Genomic DNA, 17,772 nt, shown 5'->3' with positions numbered 1-17,772 from the left:
GCCGCCGCGGCCGCCGCATTCGCCGATGCCAATGCCCGCGCGCCCGGCAATCCCGCGGTGCTCGGCTCCCTCGGCCTGGCGCAGGACCTCTCGGGCGATCCGGCCCGGGCGCAGGACGCCTACCGGGCCGCCCTGCTGCTGGCGCCGCGGGACTGGGGCATCCGCGCCAACTACGCCATGTCGCTGCTGCTGACCGGCCAGGCCGGCACGGCGGCGGAGATGCTGGCGGAAGCCGAATATGCCCCGGATGCGCCGCGCCGGGCCCGGCACAACCTGGCCCTGGCGCTCGCCGCCACCGCCCGGCCGGACCGCGCGGTGCGGCTGCTGCGGCTCGACATGGGCCCGGCCGAGGCGGCGGCGATGGGCCAGGAGCTGACGGCGATCGCCGGCCGGCTCGATCCCTCGCCTGCGCCGGCGCCGCTGCCGCCGGTGGCGCGCCGCGCCGCCGGCCGGGCGAGCCCGCCGGATGCCAGGGCCATGCCCGACCTCGCCTCGCCCAGTCGAGGCCGGAGATCGTGCGGGAGGATTTGCCGCCGCCGCCCGGCCCGCCGCCGCAAGCGACGCCCGGGCCGGCGCCGGTCGTCTCCTCAGTGGCGCCATTCCGGCCGGGCGAGGATCCGCCGGCCTGAGCCGGCCGGCTCAGGGCCGGCCGCAGGAACTGGCGACCACTTCGCAGCTCGTCGTGCGCTCCCGCGACCGGCACTCGTCCAGCGCGGCACCTTCGGCGGCGTCCCGGGTCGGCCCGCTGCCGGCGGCGGCATAGCTGACGGAATAGGTCCGCGGATCGGCGGTGCGGAACAGCCCGAGCGTCCGCCGCGCCTGCGTCACCGCGCCGCAGCGGTCGGCGAATTCCAGCGCGGCCCGGCAGGGCGCGCCGCGGGCGCCGCAGGCCAGTTGCGCCTGGGCATGGGCGGCCAGCCGGTCGGCCAGGCCGACGCTCAGCCCGAAATCGGTGCCCGGGGCCGTGGCCAGGTAGGCGGCGCCCCAGCCACGGCCGCCCGCCGCAGCCGCGCTGCCGCCGGCCGCCGCGACCGCGAGTTGCGTCGCCCGCGCGGCCGGCGCCGCCGCCGCCAGGGGCGCAACGGCCAGCGGGGGGACAGCCGTCGGCGGCGGGGCGGCATGGGGCAGGCCGCGAGATGCCGCCGGAGCCGAAGCGAGGGGCGCACCGGGCGGCGGCGAATGGCCGGGGCGCGGGGCGCCGGACTGGGCCCCGGATTGACCCCCGGATCGGGGGCCGACCGGCGGCGCGGCCCGTCGGGCCTCGGCCTGGACCGATTGCCGGCTCCGCATCCGGGGTGCCGGCAGCCCCTGCGGCGTCCGCACGGCGCCCGAGGCACGATCGAATTCCTGCGTCGCGTTGCAGCGGATCAGGCAGGCCTGGACCTCCGGCCGGTTGTCCCGGACCTGGCGCGACACCGCACCGCATTGCTGCATGCAGGCGCCGCTGACGGCCAGGGTCTGGGCCGCCGCCGGCAATCCGGCCAGCAGGGCCGCCACCAGGACGGACGGGCCGCCGAGGCCGCTCCCGCCCCGCCGCCAGCCACCGGCCAGATCCCGCCCCCAGCCTCGCACCCCATGCTCCCCAGCCGCGCCGCCGGGGTGTCACCGCCCCGGTCCGGAATTGATGCTGCGGGAATAACAATCACAACACCGTGCGGCAAAGCCCCGATCGCGCCGCCGCCGCGAAGGTGTGCGACAGCGCACATCCGGGCCGGCCCGGCGCCTCAGCGCCCCAGCCAGGCTGCCAGCCGCGCCGGCGCCGCGGCCATGTCGGCCTCCGGCCCGCAATAGCTGAAGCGCAGGAAGCGCCCGCCGCGCTCGCGGTCGAAATCCACCCCCGGCGTCGCGGCGATCCCGGCCTCGGCCAGCATCCGCTGGCAGAAGGCGACGGAGTCGTTGGTCAGGTGCCCGACATCGGCCCAGAGATAGAAGGCGCCGTCGGCGGTCGAGAGCCGGTCGAACCCGGCCCGCGGCAGCGCCTGCAGCAGCGTGGCACGCGACCTGCGGTAGGCGGCGGTGTTGGCCTCCAGCTCCGCGCGGCAGTCGAAGGCCGCCTCGGCCGCCACCTGGGCGACGTGGGGGGCGGAGATGACCATGTTCTGCGCCAGGCATTCCACCGGCCGGACCAGGTCCTCGGGCAGCACCAGCCAGCCGATCCGCCAGCCCGTCATCGAGAAGTACTTGGAGAAGCTGTTCACCACGATGGCCGAGCCCGAGACGGCGGCGGCCGTGGTCTCCGGCACCTCCCCGTAGCTCAGCCCGTGGTAGATCTCGTCCGAGATCAGCCGCACCCCGGCCCGCCCGCACCAGGCGGCGATGGCGGCGAATTCGGCCGGCGGCAGCATGGTGCCGGCCGGGTTGCAGGGGCTGGCGAGGATCAGCCCGGCCGGCGGCGGGTCCAGCGCCTCGAGCATCGCCACCGTCGGCTGCCAGCGCGTCTCCGGCCCGCAGGGGATCAGCTGCGGCCGCATCCCGAGCGCGGTCAGGATATTGGCGTAGGGCGGGTAGAAGGGGGTCGCCATGGCGATGCGGTCGCCCGGGTCGAAGGCCGCCAGGAAGGCCAGCGGGAAGGCGCCGGAGGCGCCGACCGTCACCGCCACCCGCTCCATCGCCACCGTCGCGCCGTAGCGCTCCGCGTAATGGGCGGCGATCCGGGCCCGCAGCGAGCGCAGCCCGAAGGCCTCGGTATAGCCCATCGGCGCGCCGGCCCGCAGCGCGCGGATCGCCGCCTCGGCGGCGCCGCGCGGCGCTCCGGTGCCGGGCTGGCCGACCTCCATCCGCAGGATCCCCGGGGCACCCGGCGGCAGCGCCGCGGCCTGGGCATTGGCCGCGCTGATCACGTCCATCACCAGGAAGGGCGGCGCCGCCGCCCCGCGGCCGGTCTTCAGCGCCATCCCTGCCCCCCCTACTGGTCCACCGCGCCGAGCGAGACGCCGGCGCCGCGCGGGTCGGTCACCGCGAGGCACCGGTCCGGGCGCCCCGGCAGGTAGTTGATGCAGGCGGCGAGCTGGGTGCGCGCGGTGCCCGGCGCACCGCCTTCCAGCGCCGCGTCCGCCGGCAAGGCGCGCAGCAGCTGCAGCGCCGCCGGGCCGGCGACGCCGATCGGCGCCTCCTGCTGGCCGGAGGCCGCGGCGGCCAGCCGGAAGCCGCGCAGGTTCGGGTTGTAGGCGATGGCGGCCGAGAGCAGCGGCGGCTGCACCGTGCCGATCCCCGGCGCCGCGGCCAGCAGGAAGCCCATGCCCGGCACCACGCGCCCGGTGCCGAAAAGGTTGTTCATGGTGAAGGCGCAGGACACGGCGATGCCGCGCCGGTCGAAGGTGACCAGCCCGGCCGAAGCCGGCAGCGCGCCGAACTGCGCCGGCGGCAGGCCGGTGGCGGTGACCAGCGCCTTCGGGTCGCCGCCGCGGGCGCGCCAGGCGGCCGCGGCGGCCAGGCCGCGCGCCTCGCCCTGCGCGATGTCGGCGCCGCCCCGCAGCGCTTCGAAGGCCGCGGCGGCGGCCAGGCCGCCATCGGCCGGCGGCGGCAGGAAGGCGACCCGGTCGCCGTTGCGCGAGGCGACCTCGAGCGGCGCCAGCAGGTCGGGCAGCGCCGCGCGCAGCTCGTCCAGCGTCAGGTTGCCGCCGACGATGCGGGAGGTTTCCTCGAGCCGCCGCGCGAGCGTCCCCTGGTGCATGTCGCCGACGCCGGCCAGGCGGAGCTGGCCGAGGGTGCCGGCGAGCTCGGCCTGGACCATGGTGTCCCCGGCCTGCTTCGGGCCGCCGCCCGCGCGGCCGAAGATCCCCTGCGCCGTCGGATCGGCCAGCAGCGGGCCGGAGACGGCGGCGAGGTCGGCGGCCAGGCCGCGGCTGACCTCGGTGCCGAAGCGGGCGCGCTGCTCGGCCGGGGCCAGCAGCTCCTCGAAGGGCCGGGAGGAGCGGCGGGTGTGCAGGGCGAAGAGGCCGCGCGCCATCAGCGGCACCGCCGCCGGCCGGTCGGCCCCGGCCGGCACGGCGCTGCGGCCGCGGGGCAGGAACATCACGGCCTCGACCGCCGCCTTCTGCGGGTCGAAGACCAGGCAGGCGCCGCCGCCGCCGATCCCGACTCGGGACGGCAGGGTGACGGTCATCATGAAGGCGGCGGCGACCGCCGCATCGACCGCGGTGCCGCCGGCCGAGAGCACCTGCCGGCCGGCCAGCGCCGCGGCCGGGTCCTCGGTGGCGATGCCGCCGAGGAAGCCGCGGACGAAGCCGGGCTGGCCCTCCGGCGGCCCGCTCGGGCCGAGCGGGTTCAGGCTCGACAGCGTCTCGCAGCCGGGCAGCGCCAGGGCGGCCGCGGCCAGCAGGGCGGCGCGCAGCCGGCGGCCGGCCCCCGTCGCCGTCTCCCCTGGGCGGGGCCCCTCGGCCCGGGCTATGACGCCCGGCATGCGGAAGGCGTGGGCCCTGTTCTCGGCGCTGCTGGTCATGCTGGCGTCCCTGGTCCCTTCTCTCGCGCCGATCGCGGCGCGGGCCCAAAGCGGCGCGTCAGCGGTGGTGACGATCCGCGACGCCGAAACGGAGGCCTTCCTCCGCGGCATCGCCCACCCGCTCTTCCGCGCCGCCGGTGTGGACCCCGCTCTGGTGCGGATCACGCTGGTGCAGGCGCGGCCCATAAACGCCTTCGTCACCACCGGCAACCGCATGTTCATCAACACCGGGCTGATCCAGCAGTCCGGCAGCGTCGCCGAGCTCGCCGGGGTGCTGGCGCACGAGACCGGACACGTCGCCGGCGGCCATGTGGCGCGGCTGCCGGAGGAGATGCGGAATGCCTTCATCCGCTCCATCGCCGGGCTGCTGCTGGGCGGCGCCGCGGCGATGGGCGGCGGCCGCCAGGTCGGCGGCAATGCCGGCGGCGCCATACTGCTGGGCAGCCAGACCATGGCGATGGGCGAGCTCTATGCCTTCACCCGTGCCCAGGAACAGGCGGCCGACCAGGCCGGGGTCGCCTACATGGACCGGCTCGGCTGGTCGTCCCAGGGCCTGGCGACGCTGCTCGGCCGGCTGCGGGAGCAGGAGATGCTGGCGGTGGGCCGGCAGGACCCCTATTTCCGCACCCATCCGCTGTCGCGCGACCGGCTGGAATTCGTCGCCGAGCACCTGGCCCGCAGCAGGCTGGCCGGGGCGCCCTGGCCCGCCACGCTCGAATCCGGCTACCGGCTGGTCCGCGCCAAGCTGGACGGCTTCATCGACCCGCCGGCGACGACCCTGAAGCGCTACCCCGAAGGCGATGCCGGCCCGGCCGCGCGCTATGCCCGGTCGATCGCGCTGCATCGTTCCGGCCGCACCGACCAGGCGATCGCGCTGCTGGCGCCGATGCTGGCGGAGCAGCCGGGCAGTCCCTGGCTGCGCGAGTTGCAGGGCCAGATCCTTTACGAAGCCGGCCGCCCGCGCGAGGCCGTGGCGCCGCTGCGGGAGGCGGCGCGGCTGGCGCCCGGGGAGCCGCTGATCCGCACCGCGCTCGGCCGGGCGCTGATGGAGGCGGGCGACCCGGCCATGCTCCGCGCCGCGGCCGCGGAATTCGAGGCCAGCCTGAGGATCGAGCGCGACAGCGGCTTCACCTGGCGGCAGCTCGGCATCGTGCAGGGGCGGCTGGGCCAGGGGCCGCAGGCCGACCTCGCCCTGGCGGAGGAGGCGATCCTGGACGGCGACTACCCCAAGGCCCGCCGCCTCGCCCGCCAGGCGGAGGAGGCGCTGCCGCCCGGCCCGCTCAGGCTGCGCGCGCAGGATTTGCGCGAAGCGGCGCGGCGGGACAACCTGACCCGCGAGCAGCGCGAGCAGGACGACGCGATGCGGAGGAGACAACCCCGGTGAAACGCCCCATCCTGCTGGCCCTGGCGGCCGGCCTCGCCTTCGCCCCGCCGGCCTTCCCCCCGCTGGCCCTCGCCCAGGGAACCGGACCGGGCTTCTCGCCGGAGCAGCGGCGGGAGATCGTCGAGGTGCTGCGCGATGCCCTGAAGCAGGACCCGTCCATCCTGCGCGACGCGCTGATGGCGCTGGAACAGGCCGAGACCACCGCCAAGGCCGAGGCCCAGCGGGCGGGGATCGCGGCGCAGGCGGCGGCGCTGTTCCGCAACCCGGACGACCCGGTGAAGGGCAACCCGCAGGGAGCGGTGACGGTGGTCGAGTTCTTCGACGCCCGCTGCGGCTACTGCAAGCAGATGGAGCCCGTGGTCAACCAGATGCTGCGCCGGCAGAAGGATGTCCGGCTGGTGCTGAAGGACCTGCCGATCCTCGGCCCCAACAGCCTGCTGGCCAGCCGCGCCCTGCTCGCCGCCCAGCGCCAGGGGAAATACGCCGAGCTGCACGACGCGCTGATGAAGCTGCGCGAGGACCCCGCCGAGCCGGTGCTGAAGCGGGAGGCGGAGCGGCTCGGGCTCGACTGGGCGCGGCTCCGGCGGGACATGGACGACCCGGCGGTGGCCCGGCGGCTGCAGGAGAACACGAAGCTGGCCGGCGCGCTGCGGATCGAGGGCACGCCGGCGCTGGTCATCGGCGACACGCTGGTGCCGGGCGCGGTCGACCTCGCCACGCTGGAGCGGCTGGTGGCGGAGGCGCGGGAGAAGCGGGGGGGCTGATCCCATGCCGCATTTCCTTTGCCAGGCCTGCGGCATCCAGTTCGCCGAGAGCGCGGCGCCGCCGGCCGCCTGCCCGATCTGCGAGGACGAGCGGCAATACGTCCCGGCCCGCGGCCAGCAATGGACCACGCTGGAGGGGCTGCGGGGCGGCCACGCCAATAGCTGGCGCGCGCTGGAGCCCGACCTGCTGGCGATCCGCAGCGTCCCGGCCTTCGGCATCGACCAGCGGGCGCTGCTGGTGCGGACGCCGGCGGGCAACCTGCTCTGGGACTGCATCGCCCTGCTGGATGCGGCGACCGTCACGCTGGTCCGCGCCCTCGGCGGGCTGGCCGGCGTCGCGCTGTCCCACCCGCACTACTACTCGACCATGGTGGAATGGGGCCGCGAGTTCGGCGTGCCGGTCTGGCTGCATGCCGCCGACCGGCAGCACGTGACGCGGCCGGATCCCTGCCTTCGCTTCTGGGACGGCGATGCCCAGCCGGTGCTGCCGGAGATCACGCTGCACCGGCTCGGCGGGCATTTCGCCGGCGGGACGGTGGCGCTCTGGCGCGGCGGCGCCGGCGGCCGGGGCGCGCTGCTGTCCGGCGACATCCTGCAGGTCCTGCCCGACCGTCGGCATCTCGGCTTCATGCGCAGCTATCCCTGCCTGATCCCGCTGCCCCCGGCCGAGGTGCGGCGGATGGCGGCGTATTGCGCCGGGCTGGACTGGGAGGCGATCTACGGCGCCTTCCACGAGCGGGAGATCGTGACCGGCGGCAAGGCGGCGCTGGCCCGCAGCGCCGACCGCCACTGCGCCTGGGCCGAGCGGATGGTGGCGCCCTGATGCACGGCGTTCCGGCCCGCGGCCCGCAGGGCCGCGGCGCCGAATGGCGCCCGCCGCCAGCGCGGCGGAGCCAGGCCGTGCGGCGGCACGGCGTCCGCGGGGCACGAAGGCATGACCTCCGTGCGCCCGGTGCGAGGCGGATCGCCGGGACGCCCCGCCGGGATTTGAGGATTTGAGCCTCAACCCCGCTCAATTCCCCTCAATGCGGTTGAGGCCGATCCGGTTCTTTTCCGCGCTTCGCCTGGATTTCCGCGGCTTGCGGCCGGGAGCGCCTTTGGATTTTTGGAATTTCGTTTTTCAATCCGGGCGCGCGCCGGGCCGGTCCGGCGCGCGGGCAAGGCTTCGCCGCTGATTGTTTTCCTATAGCGCGACCCGGTCGCGAAAGCCAGCGCCGTCACCCCTCCCAGGCCGCCCCCGCATCCAGCGGAAACACCGGCCGCGGCAGCCGCTTCCAGGCGAAATTGGCCAGCACCGGGCTGGTCAGGCCGGGCGCGTCCACCTCGACGATCCGCGCGTCGGGGAAGTGCTCGTCGAAGCCGGCGCGGAAATGCCCGCGGCTCTTCACCACCAGGCAGCGGGCGGCGGCGATGTTTATGCCGTGCAGCTCCAGCATCGCCGGCTCGTGCAGCTGCCGCCGCAGCGAGCCGACGACGACGCGCAGCCCGGACCCCGCCAGCTCGAGCAGCGCCGAGGGGCCGAGATCGAAGCGGCGCCCCGCCATGGTGCCGCGGCGGCCGAGGCCGGCCCCGTCGCGCAGCGCCAGCACGCGCGCGGGCGCGGCGAAACCCTGCGAGAATTCGGACGGCACGCGGTTGAACACCGCCTCGAAGCCCGCGCCCTCGCCCAGGCCATGCGCCTCCTCCGCCAGCGCCGGGTCGACGAAGATGCCGAGCACGACGCCCTGCGCCCCTGCCTCGTGCAGCGCCCGCAGCAGCCAGGTGGTGCTGCCGCGGCCGCCGCCGCCGGGATTGTCGGCGACATCGGCCAGCAGCACCGGCGGCGCCTCGCCGCGCCCGGCGGCGGCGGCCAGGGCCACGGCATCGCCGAGCGGCGTCAGCGTCGGCACGTGCCGCGCGCGCTGGCCCCAGGCATGCCGCGCGAGCCGCCGCGCCGTCGCCTGGGCCAGCGCCGCATCGCCGCCGCGCGCGGTGACCGTCACCGTCATCCCGCATTTCGGCAGGTCGGAGAAGACGAAGCCGGCGGCGACCGAGGCATTGGCGATGCGCGGGTCGGCCCGCATCAGCGCCTCGGCCTCGGCGATGCGCTCGGCATAGGGGCCGGCGGCGGTCAGCAGGGTGACGCTGGGCGGCACCAGCGGCAGGCGGAGGAAGGCCCGCGCCATGCGGGCCCCGCCCAGCAATTCGCGCAGCAGGTCGGCCGACTCGGCGGCGCGCGCCGCCATGTCGACATGCGGGTTGGTGCGGTAGACCACCAGCGCGTCGACGGAATCGACCAGGGTTTCGGACACGTTGCAGTGAAGGTCGTGGCTGCAGACGATGGGCACCGCGGGGCCGACGACCTGGCGGATCATCGCCGCGATGGCGCCGTCGCTGTCCTCCTCCCCGGTGGCCGAGGCGGCGCCGTGGCTGGCGAGGTAGACGCCGTCGAGGGGCAGCGCGGCGGCCAGGCCGCGCCGCATGGCATCGAGCAGATCGAGGAAGACCGCCTGCTCGATCGGCCCGCCCGGCGGCGCGGCGGCAACCAGCAGGGGCACGGGGGACCAGGGGCCGGTCGCATCCATGCGGCGGTAGAAGCCGGGAATCTCGGCCGGCAGGTGGCTCGCCTCCGACCGCGCCAGCCTCGTCATCGCCTCGCCCTGCACCAGGCATTGCCTGGCGAAGTCATCGAGCCGCGTCGGCGGCGCGAAGGCATTGGCCTCGAGATGCAGGCCGAGCACCGCGATGCGCGGCCCGGCCGATCCGTCAGACATGCGCATATCGGTGACAACTCCCCCGTCCGCCGAGCCTTGCACGGATTGCCGGACTCCCCACCCCGTATAGACTGATGCCGGGAGACAAGAAGATGCTCGAGGAGGCAGTCACGCTGCTGGACCGGCTCGTGTCCTTCGACACGACCAGCCGCAACAGCAACCTGCCGCTGATCCGCTGGGTGGAGGCCTGGCTCGCGGCGCATGGCGTCGAGAGCCGCGTCACGCTCGACGCGTCGGGGGAGAAGGCGAACCTGCACGCGGTGGTCGGGCCGCGCGTCGCCGGCGGCATCGCGCTGTCGGCGCATGTCGACTGCGTGCCGGTGGACGGCCAGGCCTGGCTGGCCGATCCCTTCCGGCTGCGGCGGGAGAACGGGCGGCTGATCGGCCGCGGCACCGCCGACATGAAGGGCTTCGCCGCCTGCGCCATCGCCATGCTGCCGCGGATCGCCGCGCTGCCCCTGGCGCGGCCCGTCCATCTCTGCCTGACGCATGACGAGGAAACCACCGCGGCCGGCGCCCGGGCCTTGGTGCCGCGCCTGGGCGAAGGCCAGCCGCCGCCCGCCGCCTGCATCGTCGGCGAGCCGACCGGCATGGCGCCGGTCATCGCGCAGAAGGGCTATGCGAGCTGGGACGTCACCGTCACCGGTCTCTCGGGGCATTCCTCGCGCACCACGGACACCGCGAATGCGCTGCATGCGGCGGCCGAGGGCGTCGCCTGGCTCTCGGCGCGGGCCCGCGAATTCGCCGCCGCCGGCCGCCGTGCCGAAGGGTTCGAGCCGCCCTGGACCACGGTGCATGTCGGCACCTTCGAGGCCGGCACCATCCTGAACATCGTGCCCGACCGCGCCCGCTTCATGTTCGAGGTCCGCAGCGTGCCCGGCGACGACCCGCAGGCGGTGCGCGAAGGCCTCGTCGCCTTCATGGAAGGCACCGTGCTGCCGCCGCTGCGCGCGGTGGCGCCCGATGCGCGGATGAGCGTGGCCGAGCGCTCGCACCTGCCGGCCTTCGACCTGCCGGAGGATGCGCCGCTCGCCCTGCTGGTGCAGCGGCTGACCGGGCGCAACAGCGTCGCGCGCGTCAGCTACGGCACCGAGGCCGGGTTCTTCCACGATCGGGGAATCGCCACCATTGTCTGCGGGCCGGGCCACATCGCCCAGGCGCACCAGCCGGAGGAATGGGTGGCGGAAAGCCAGATCGCGTCCTGCCTCGACGTCCTCGACCGCCTCGCGGGCACGCTGGCGGAGGGATGATGCCCGACCGGGACGCCCTGCCCCCCGCGCTCGCCGCGATCCTCGCCGGTGGCACCCTGGCGGGGCTGCCGCGGCTGGACGTGCGGATCGCGCGGCCGGAGCTCGACGCCTGGCGCGGCGGCAATGTCATGCCGGGGGTCTGGAGCTTCGCCGCCGACGCGCCGGGGCCGCATGTCGCGGTGGTGGCGGCGACGCATGGCAACGAGATCGGCGGCGCGGTGGTGCTGGACCGCTGGCTGCGGGCCGGGCTGCGGCCGGCGCGCGGGCGGCTGTCCCTGGTGATGGCCAATCTCGACGCGCTCGGCCGCTTCGATGCGGAGGACCCGACCGCGAGCCGCTTCATCGACGAGGACCTCAACCGGGTCTGGGACGAGGAAACGCTCTCGGGCGGCAGGCGGTCCTGCGAACTGCGCCGGGCGCGGGCATTGCGCCCGCTGCTGGATACGGTCGACCTGCTGCTCGACCTGCATTCGATGCTCTGGCCCTCGGATCCGCTGATGCTGGCGGGGCGCTCGGCGCGCGCCGCGCGGCTGGCGCGGCAGGTCGGCCTGCCGCCCCTGGTGGTGGCGGACGAGGGGCATGCCGCGGGGCAGCGGCTGATCGACCATGCGCCCTTCGCCGACCCGGACGGCACGCGCACCGCGCTGCTGCTGGAAGCGGGCCCGCACTGGGAGGCGGCGACGGTCGCCATGATCGAGGTCGCGGCGGCGCGGCTGCTGCGCCTGGCCGGGACGGTGGCGGAGGATGACGGGATGCTGGCGCCGCCGCCCGCCGCGCCGCCGGCGCCCGCGCGCCTCGCCCGGGTGACCCGCACGGTGACGGCGCGCACGCCGGGCTTCGCCTTCCTGCGGCCCTTTCGCGGCGGCCATGTGGTGCCGCAGCGGAACACCCTGATCGCCCTCGACGGGGAGGACGAGATCCGCACCCCGCACGACGACTGCCTGCTGGTGATGCCGAGCCTCCGGGCGATGCCCGGGCAGACCGCGGTCAGGCTGGCGCGGTTCGTGGACGATTAGGCAGGCCGGTGGGAGATGTCGTCCCTCCCCGGCCACCACCCCGCCTTTCCGCGGGCTTGGCACCCGCCGCGCGACGCGTGCCGACGCGGAAAGCCGGATGAGGGGCCGGACGCCTCGTCCGGCGGGAGGATAGCGTCTCCCCGGCCTGCGTCCCGTCCCTATTCCGGCGCGGGCTCGCCCTCATGCGCCGCGCCGAAGCCGGCGAGCAGCGCGAGGCATTCCGCCGCCGCCTGGTCCACCGCCGCCAAGTCCGTCCCCTTGGCCACCAGCGCCACGCCGCCGCCCTTGCCGCGGTAGTAGGGATAGCTGCCGAGGTCGAGCGCCGGGTATTTCGCCTGGATGGCGGAAAGCCCCGCGGCGATCTGGCCTTCGTAGACGTAGTCGGCATGCACGGTGTGCGAGAGGATCGGCGCGCCGCCCTTGAGGGTCGGGGCCAATGCCTCGAACATCGCGCGCATGATGCGGGGGACGCCCGCCATCACGTGCACGTTCTCCATGGAGAAGCCGGGCGCCATGGTTTCCGAGGAGACGATCGGCACGGCGCCCTTGGGCAGGGTCGCCATGCGCAGCCGCGCCGCGTTGAACTCGATCGGCGGGTCGCGGCGGGCGTATTCCGCGGCCATGGCGACGCGGGAGGGCTCGTGCACCTCCCAGGCCACGCCGAAGGCGCGGGCCACGCATTCGCTGGTGATGTCGTCATGCGTCGGGCCGATGCCGCCGGTGGTGAAGACATGGGTGAACCTGGCCCGGCATTCGTTCACCGCGGCGATGATGGTTTCCGGCACGTCCGGGATGACGCGCGCCTCGCGCAGCGGGATGCCGATCTCGCCGAGGCGGGTGGCGAGGAATTGCAGGTTGGCGTCGCGGGTCCGGCCCGAGAGCACCTCGTTGCCGATGATCAGCAGGCAGGCGGTGGGATTATCGTTGGTCATGGGGCTTCCTGGACGCGGTCGGGGGACCAGAGCGGGATGGCGAGGCTGCCGGCCAGGGCGGCCAGGCGGCGGTCGAAGGTGGCGAGCGGCAGGCCGCGGCGCTGCGCGACGAGGAGGTAGAAGCAATCGCAGACCGCGTGCCTGCAGCGGAGCGACAGGGCGGTGGCCTCCCGCAGCAGGGGCCCGTGCGGCACCGCTTCCACCCGGAGCGCGGCGAGCAGGCCGAGCGCCTGGCCGGGGAGCTGGTCCACCACTTCCCGCCGCCGGTGCTTGCGGAGCAGGGCGCTCATCGTCTCCATGGCCAGGATGTCGGGCGCCACCATGGCGAGGTCGAGCGTCAGCAGGCGGCGCGCGACCGGCCAGTTCTCCTCCGGCACGAACCACTTCACCGCCACGCTGGCGTCGACGACGACCATCAGTCGTCGTCCGCGTCGCCGTCCCGCATGGCCCGGATGTGGTCGGTCGAGTCGGAGGTCTGCGGCGGCTGTGCCGCGCGCAATGCGTCAAGCTCGGCCAGCAGCGCCGCGCGGTCGTCCTGCGCGTCGCGGTTCAGCAGGTCGCGCACGTAGCCTTCCAGCGAAGCGCCGCGCAAGGCGGCCTTCCGCTTCAGCCTTTCGACCACGCCGTCGTCGAGTTGGCGCACCAGGACCTGTGCCATCCACGCCTCCCGCGCTATCAGCCCGTGATAGCACGCCGGAGCATCACAGGAAATCCCGCAGCATCGCCACCAGCGGCTTGTCCGCCGGCGGCATGGCATAGCCGCCGAGCTTCTGCGGCCGCACCCAGGCCAGCGCCTGGCCCTCCACCCCGCGCACCTCGCCCTGCCAGCGCCGGCACAGGTACAGCGGCATCAGCAGGTGGAATTTCTCGTAGGTGTGGGAGGCGAAGGTGAAGGGGCCGAGGCAGGCGGCCGAGACATCGATGTCCAGCTCCTCCTTCAGCTCGCGGATCAGCGCCGCCTCCGGCGTCTCGCCCGGCTTCACCTTGCCGCCGGGGAATTCCCAGAGCCCCGCGAGCGGCTTGCCCTCGGGACGCCGGGCCAGCAGCACGCGGCCATCGGCATCGACCAGCGCGACGGCCGCCACCAGCAGCACCGGCTTGCCCCCGAGGGACGGGGGCGCCGCGTCCGCCGCGGGCGGCGGGGCGGCGTCCGCTGCGGGCGGGGGTGCGGCGTCCGCCAGGGGCGGCGGGGCGGCGTCCGCCAGGGGCGGCGGAGCGGCGTCGCCGGTGATCTCCTCCCGCCCGCCCTCGAAGAGCAGCACCGGCATGGGCCCGCCGCGGGAGAGGAAGGTCTGCACCCCCTCCCCCGCCGGCCGCAGCCCGATCCGCGCCAGCACCGCCTGCGACCGCGGGTTGTCCTTCAGCGCGCTGGCGCGGATCGCGGCGATATCGAGATTGGCCAGCGCCCAGCGGCAGAGCCGGCCGGCCGCTTCCGTCGCCACGCCATGGCCCCAGAAGCGGCGGCCGACCCAGTAGCCGAGCTCGGCCGTCCGGCCGTCCCGCCCCCTGGCGCGCGCCAGGGTCAGGCCGACGCAGCCGACCAGGTGCTCGGCGCCCCCCTCCTCGCCGATGACCGCGAGGTGCCAGGCCTCGCCGGCCTCGATCTGCGCCCAGGTGGAGGCGATCCAGGTATCCGCCAGCGCGCGCGGATAGGGGAAGGGCACGCGCGCCAGGGTCTTCGCCACCTCCCAGTCATTGACCAGGCGGTGCAGCGCGGCGGCGTCCCCGGGGCGGAGCGGACGAAGGGTCAGCCGCTCGGTGCGGAGCGGGGCAAAATCAGGGGGAGCGGAGGTCACGGGGGGGCGGCGATTCACCTGGGGGAGGAACGCCAGGAACGGCCAGCCGCGGGCGGCTGTCAACGCGCCGCGTTGCGCGCCACCAGCACCACGTCGATCGGCGCCGCGCGGCGTGGCAATCCGGCCACCGCCGCCGCCAGCCCCGCCGCCTGGAAGCCGAGCCAGACCGCCGCCTGGGTGCCCCAGCCGCGCCGCACATGCGCCCGCCCCGGCCGCCCCGGCCGCGGCAGCGGGCAGAGCCGCGCCATCCACTGCATCCGCGCATGCATGGTCGAGCTCGGCACCGGGCCGATCGAGACCGGTTCCGCCCCCAGCGCCCGGCACAGCGCGGCGCAGGCCTCCTCGGTCCACCAGCTCAGGTGGTGCGGCGGCAGGTTCAGCAGGTTGTTGGGGAAGGCGGTCAGCGGCGACGGATACAGCGGCATGGCCGCGACCAGCAGCCCGCCGGGCCGGACGCAGCGGAGCATGGCCCGGGCCAGGCCCAGCGGGTCGGCGACATGTTCCAGCACCTGGAAGCCGGCGACCAGATCATAGGCCGCCGGGTGGCGCCCGGCATGCGCCTCGACCGTCTCGGCCAGGATCGGCGGGCCGCCGGGCCGCCGCAGCGGGTGCAGGTCGAGCCCCTGATAGGCCGCTTGCGGCACCAGCGCGGCGAAGGCCCCGTCGCCGCAGCCGACATCGAGCACCCGGTCGCCCGCCTGGACCAGCGCCGCCGCCGCGCGGAAGTCGCCGCGCTCCGCGGCATGGGCCGAGAATTGCTCGAGCGCCCGGTGGCGGCCATAGAAGGCCCCGTAGAAGGCCGCGTCGCCCGGGACGGGGGGATGGAAGAAGCGCAGCCCGCAGGGCGAGCGGTAGAGGCCGAGCGGCCCCGCGCTGCGGTGCAGCGGCGTCGGCGCCACCCCGGCGCCGAAGCGCCAGAGGTCGGTCAGCAGCTTGGCCGAGACCGCCTCGATCCGCTCCGCCGCCGGCTCCCCGGTGATGGGGCAGGGCGGCAGCGGCGGCTCAGCTCCGGTAGGAGCCGTTGATGTCGATATAGCCATGCGTCAGGTCGCAGGTCCAAACCCGGGCCTTGCCGCGGCCAAGGCCCATGTCGACGGTGATCTCGACCTCGCGGCCCTTCATGTGGGCGACCACCGGGGTCTCGTCGTAGCCGGGGATGACGCCGCCGTCCCTGGCCATCCAGGTGCCGCCGACGGCCACGCTCAGCAGGTCGCGGTCGGCCGGCTCGCCGGCCTTGCCGACCGCCATGACGATGCGGCCCCAATTCGCGTCCTCGCCGGCGATCGCGGTCTTCACCAGCGGCGAGTTGGCGATGGTCATGGCGATGCGGTGGGCCGATTTCGCGCTGACCGCGCCGGTGACGTTGATCTCGATCAGCTTCTGCGCGCCCTCGCCGTCGCGGGCGACCATCAGGGCGAGGTCGTGCAGCACCTCCTCCAGCGCCCGGGCGAAGTCCTTCAGGACGGCGCCGCCCTCCTTCGGCACCCGCGGGTGCTTCGCCTGGCCGGTGGCGAAGACCAGCACCGTGTCGCTGGTCGAGGTGTCGCTGTCGACGGTGATGCAGTTGAAGGTCCTCGCCGTGCCCTTGGCCAGCAGGGCCTGCAGGGCTTCCGCCGGGATCTTCGCGTCGGTCGCGACGAAGCTCAGCATCGTCGCCATGTCGGGGGCGATCATGCCGCTGCCCTTGGCGATGCCGGCGATGGTCACCGTGGCATCGCCGATGGTCGCCGTGCGCACCGCCGCCTTCGGGAAGGTGTCGGTGGTCATGATGCCGCGGGCGGCCTCGGCCCAGCCTTCCGGCACCAGGCCGGCATGCAGCCCGGGCAGCGCCGCGGTCAGCTTCGCGTGCGGCAGGGTCTCGCCGATGACGCCGGTCGAGCAGAGGAAGACCTCCCCCGGCTTGCAGCCGACAAGGCCGGCGGCGGCGGCGGCGGTCGCCCTGGTCGCCTCCCGCCCCGCCTTGCCGGTGAAGACGTTGGCATTGCCGGCATTGACCACCAGCGCCCGGGCGCGGCCCCCCTTCAGCGCCTGGCGGCACCAGTCGACCGGGGCGCCCGGGCACCTGTTGCGGGTGAAGACGCCGGCCACCGTGGTGCCCGAGGCGAATTCCATCATGGTCAGGTCGGCCCGGCCGACATAGCGGATCCCGGCCGCCACCACGCCGAGGCGGACGCCCTCGATCGGCGGCACCTCCGGCAGGGGCAGGGCGAGCGGGGAGACGGCGACATCCTTGCCGGCCATGCGGCGGTCCTCCTCAGCGGGCACGCTTGACCCTGCGCCGGCGGTCCCGGCGCGGGCGGCGCGCGATGGTCTGCGGCGGCCTGCGTCCAGCCGTGGACGCGGCACCGCCGCAGCGTGGTGTCTCCAGGGCGGATCCAGGCGTCCGGGCGCTCACGCTCCCCCCGCCATCCTCCCTATAGCGGCTTGCGTCCGAAGGTGAACGCGGCACCGCTCCAGGTCCTTTGCCAGGGCAGATCCGGCCGTCCGGGCGTTCGCGCCCTCCCGCCATCCGCGCTAGCGGCGTTGCGGGGCGGGCCGGGCGCCGCCGGGGGGCGAGGCGGCGGGCGGCGCGGCCCCCGCCGCAGGCGGCGAAGCATTGTCCAGCAGCGACCCGCCGGCCGGCGGCTGGTCCAGCCGCTCCACCCTGGCGCCGGCGCGGACCCGCTGCACCACGGCATCCACCTGTTCCTGCAGCATCTGCTGGCGGAGCTGCTGGCGGCTCTCCTCGAAGCCCGGCACCGGCGCGGCGCGGCGCTCCTCGACCTTGATGACGTGCCAGCCGAAGGGGCTCTTCACCGGGGCGCTGAGCTCGCCCGGCTTCATCGCGAAGGCGGCCTCGGCGAATTCGGGCACCATGTCGCCGCGCTTGAAGAAGCCGAGGTCGCCGCCGTCGCGGGAGCCGGGATCGGTCGAGAGCCGCTTGGCCACCGCGCCGAAATCCTCGCCGCCCTTGACCGCGGCGAGCGCCGCCTGGGCCTCCGGCTCGGTCTTCAGCAGGATGTGCCGGGCATGGACCTCCTCGTCGCCCTGCCGCTTGCCGCTTTCCTGGTCGTAGCGGGCGCGGAGCGCGGTGTCGGTGACGCTGGCCGCGACCTCCCGCGCCAGGAAGGCCTGCTGCAGCTCCTGGTCCTCCGCCCGCTGGATGCGGCGGCGCACCGCCTCCTCCCGGTCGAGGCCGGCGGCCTTGGCGGCGCCGGTCAGGGCGCGCTCGGTGATGGTGCGCTCGAGCAGCTGGCGGCGGACCTCGGCCGGGATCACCTGCATCAGCATGGCAGGCGGCAGGTCGCGCATGTCGGCCGGCAGCACGTCCTGGGCGGTGGCCAGGACGTCCGAGAGGCGGACCGGCTGGCCATCGACCCGGGCGAGCAGCGGGTCCTCGGCCGCGGGGGCGCCCGCGGGCGGGGCGGCGGGCGGGGCGGCGGGCGCGGCGGCCGGC

Annotated in this window: 17 protein-coding genes; 5 read left to right on the top strand and 12 right to left on the bottom strand. The window is 75.3% G+C overall.

The genetic code is table 11. The features are described 5' to 3' along the window. Positions 1-170: 170 nt before the first annotated feature. The 4 genes from E2C06_RS40905 to E2C06_RS26495 all read right to left on the bottom strand — a co-directional run bounded on the left by E2C06_RS40905 (position 171) and on the right by E2C06_RS26495 (position 4,441). Complete coding sequence (locus E2C06_RS40905) at positions 171-479, bottom strand: hypothetical protein (RefSeq protein ID WP_133291601.1); 309 nt, start codon at positions 477-479, stop codon at positions 171-173. A 160-nt stretch (positions 480-639) separates the two neighbouring features. Next, a complete protein-coding gene (locus tag E2C06_RS40900; RefSeq protein ID WP_369126545.1) occupies positions 640-1,290 on the bottom strand; it encodes a DUF4189 domain-containing protein in 651 nt (216 codons plus the stop codon). 434 nt (positions 1,291-1,724) lie between these two features. Then, positions 1,725-2,894: a pyridoxal phosphate-dependent aminotransferase gene (locus tag E2C06_RS26500; RefSeq protein ID WP_133291599.1), complete on the bottom strand. Its 1,170-nt coding sequence runs from the start codon at positions 2,892-2,894 to the stop codon at positions 1,725-1,727. An 11-nt stretch (positions 2,895-2,905) separates the two neighbouring features. Beyond that, on the bottom strand, positions 2,906-4,441 hold the full coding sequence (locus E2C06_RS26495) for a gamma-glutamyltransferase (RefSeq protein WP_133291598.1): 1,536 nt from the start codon (positions 4,439-4,441) through the stop codon (positions 2,906-2,908). Here E2C06_RS26495 and E2C06_RS26490 point away from each other — a divergent pair. The 3 genes from E2C06_RS26490 to E2C06_RS26480 are packed head-to-tail and all read left to right on the top strand — an operon-like array spanning position 4,401 to position 7,412. Then, positions 4,401-5,825, top strand: a complete 1,425-nt coding sequence (locus E2C06_RS26490; RefSeq protein ID WP_165982681.1) for a M48 family metalloprotease — start codon at positions 4,401-4,403, stop codon at positions 5,823-5,825. The genes E2C06_RS26495 and E2C06_RS26490 overlap by 41 nt on opposite strands. Further along, on the top strand, positions 5,822-6,589 hold the full coding sequence (locus E2C06_RS26485) for a DsbA family protein (RefSeq protein WP_133291596.1): 768 nt from the start codon (positions 5,822-5,824) through the stop codon (positions 6,587-6,589). Before E2C06_RS26490 ends, E2C06_RS26485 begins: the two co-directional genes overlap by 4 nt. A gap of 4 nt (positions 6,590-6,593) precedes the next feature. After that, positions 6,594-7,412, top strand: coding sequence for an MBL fold metallo-hydrolase (locus E2C06_RS26480; RefSeq protein ID WP_133291595.1), 819 nt, complete (start codon positions 6,594-6,596; stop codon positions 7,410-7,412). Between the two features lie 394 nt (positions 7,413-7,806). Here the strand turns inward: E2C06_RS26480 and E2C06_RS26475 are convergent, their stop codons facing one another. Next, entirely contained in the window at positions 7,807-9,342 is a 1,536-nt protein-coding gene (locus E2C06_RS26475) for a M81 family metallopeptidase (protein ID WP_133291594.1), read from the bottom strand. Positions 9,343-9,434: 92 nt separating this feature from the next. Between E2C06_RS26475 and argE the strand changes: the two genes are divergently transcribed. Both argE and E2C06_RS26465 read left to right on the top strand, forming a co-directional pair. Beyond that, entirely contained in the window at positions 9,435-10,592 is a 1,158-nt protein-coding gene (argE, locus tag E2C06_RS26470; RefSeq protein WP_241671482.1) for an acetylornithine deacetylase, read from the top strand. After that, positions 10,592-11,608, top strand: coding sequence for a M14 family metallopeptidase (locus E2C06_RS26465; RefSeq protein ID WP_133291592.1), 1,017 nt, complete (start codon positions 10,592-10,594; stop codon positions 11,606-11,608). Before argE ends, E2C06_RS26465 begins: the two co-directional genes overlap by 1 nt. 158 nt (positions 11,609-11,766) lie before the next feature. Here the strand turns inward: E2C06_RS26465 and E2C06_RS26460 are convergent, their stop codons facing one another. The 7 genes from E2C06_RS26460 to E2C06_RS26430 form a co-directional block, all read right to left on the bottom strand. Continuing rightward, entirely contained in the window at positions 11,767-12,540 is a 774-nt protein-coding gene (locus E2C06_RS26460) for a competence/damage-inducible protein A (protein WP_133291591.1), read from the bottom strand. Then, positions 12,537-12,956: a type II toxin-antitoxin system VapC family toxin gene (locus E2C06_RS26455; protein WP_133291590.1), complete on the bottom strand. Its 420-nt coding sequence runs from the start codon at positions 12,954-12,956 to the stop codon at positions 12,537-12,539. Before E2C06_RS26455 ends, E2C06_RS26460 begins: the two co-directional genes overlap by 4 nt. Further along, on the bottom strand, positions 12,956-13,198 hold the full coding sequence (locus tag E2C06_RS26450; RefSeq protein ID WP_133291589.1) for a FitA-like ribbon-helix-helix domain-containing protein: 243 nt from the start codon (positions 13,196-13,198) through the stop codon (positions 12,956-12,958). The genes E2C06_RS26455 and E2C06_RS26450 overlap by 1 nt, the downstream gene beginning before the upstream one ends. Before the next feature lie 43 nt (positions 13,199-13,241). After that, positions 13,242-14,336, bottom strand: coding sequence for a bifunctional GNAT family N-acetyltransferase/(deoxy)nucleoside triphosphate pyrophosphohydrolase (locus tag E2C06_RS26445; protein ID WP_133291588.1), 1,095 nt, complete (start codon positions 14,334-14,336; stop codon positions 13,242-13,244). Between the two features lie 59 nt (positions 14,337-14,395). After that, on the bottom strand, positions 14,396-15,376 hold the full coding sequence (locus tag E2C06_RS26440) for a class I SAM-dependent methyltransferase (protein WP_133291587.1): 981 nt from the start codon (positions 15,374-15,376) through the stop codon (positions 14,396-14,398). Next, positions 15,339-16,577, bottom strand: a complete 1,239-nt coding sequence (gene argJ / locus E2C06_RS26435) for a bifunctional glutamate N-acetyltransferase/amino-acid acetyltransferase ArgJ (protein ID WP_133291586.1) — start codon at positions 16,575-16,577, stop codon at positions 15,339-15,341. The genes E2C06_RS26440 and argJ overlap by 38 nt, the downstream gene beginning before the upstream one ends. Before the next feature lie 273 nt (positions 16,578-16,850). Then, a partial coding sequence (locus E2C06_RS26430; RefSeq protein WP_133291585.1) for a peptidylprolyl isomerase occupies positions 16,851-17,772 on the bottom strand: 922 nt, incomplete at its 5' end.

It is taken from the genome of Dankookia rubra (assembly GCF_004355005.1).
In the GTDB taxonomy this organism is placed as follows: Bacteria; Pseudomonadota; Alphaproteobacteria; order Acetobacterales; family Acetobacteraceae; genus Paracraurococcus; species Paracraurococcus ruber_A.
This window is presented reverse-complemented; position numbering and strand designations above follow the sequence as displayed.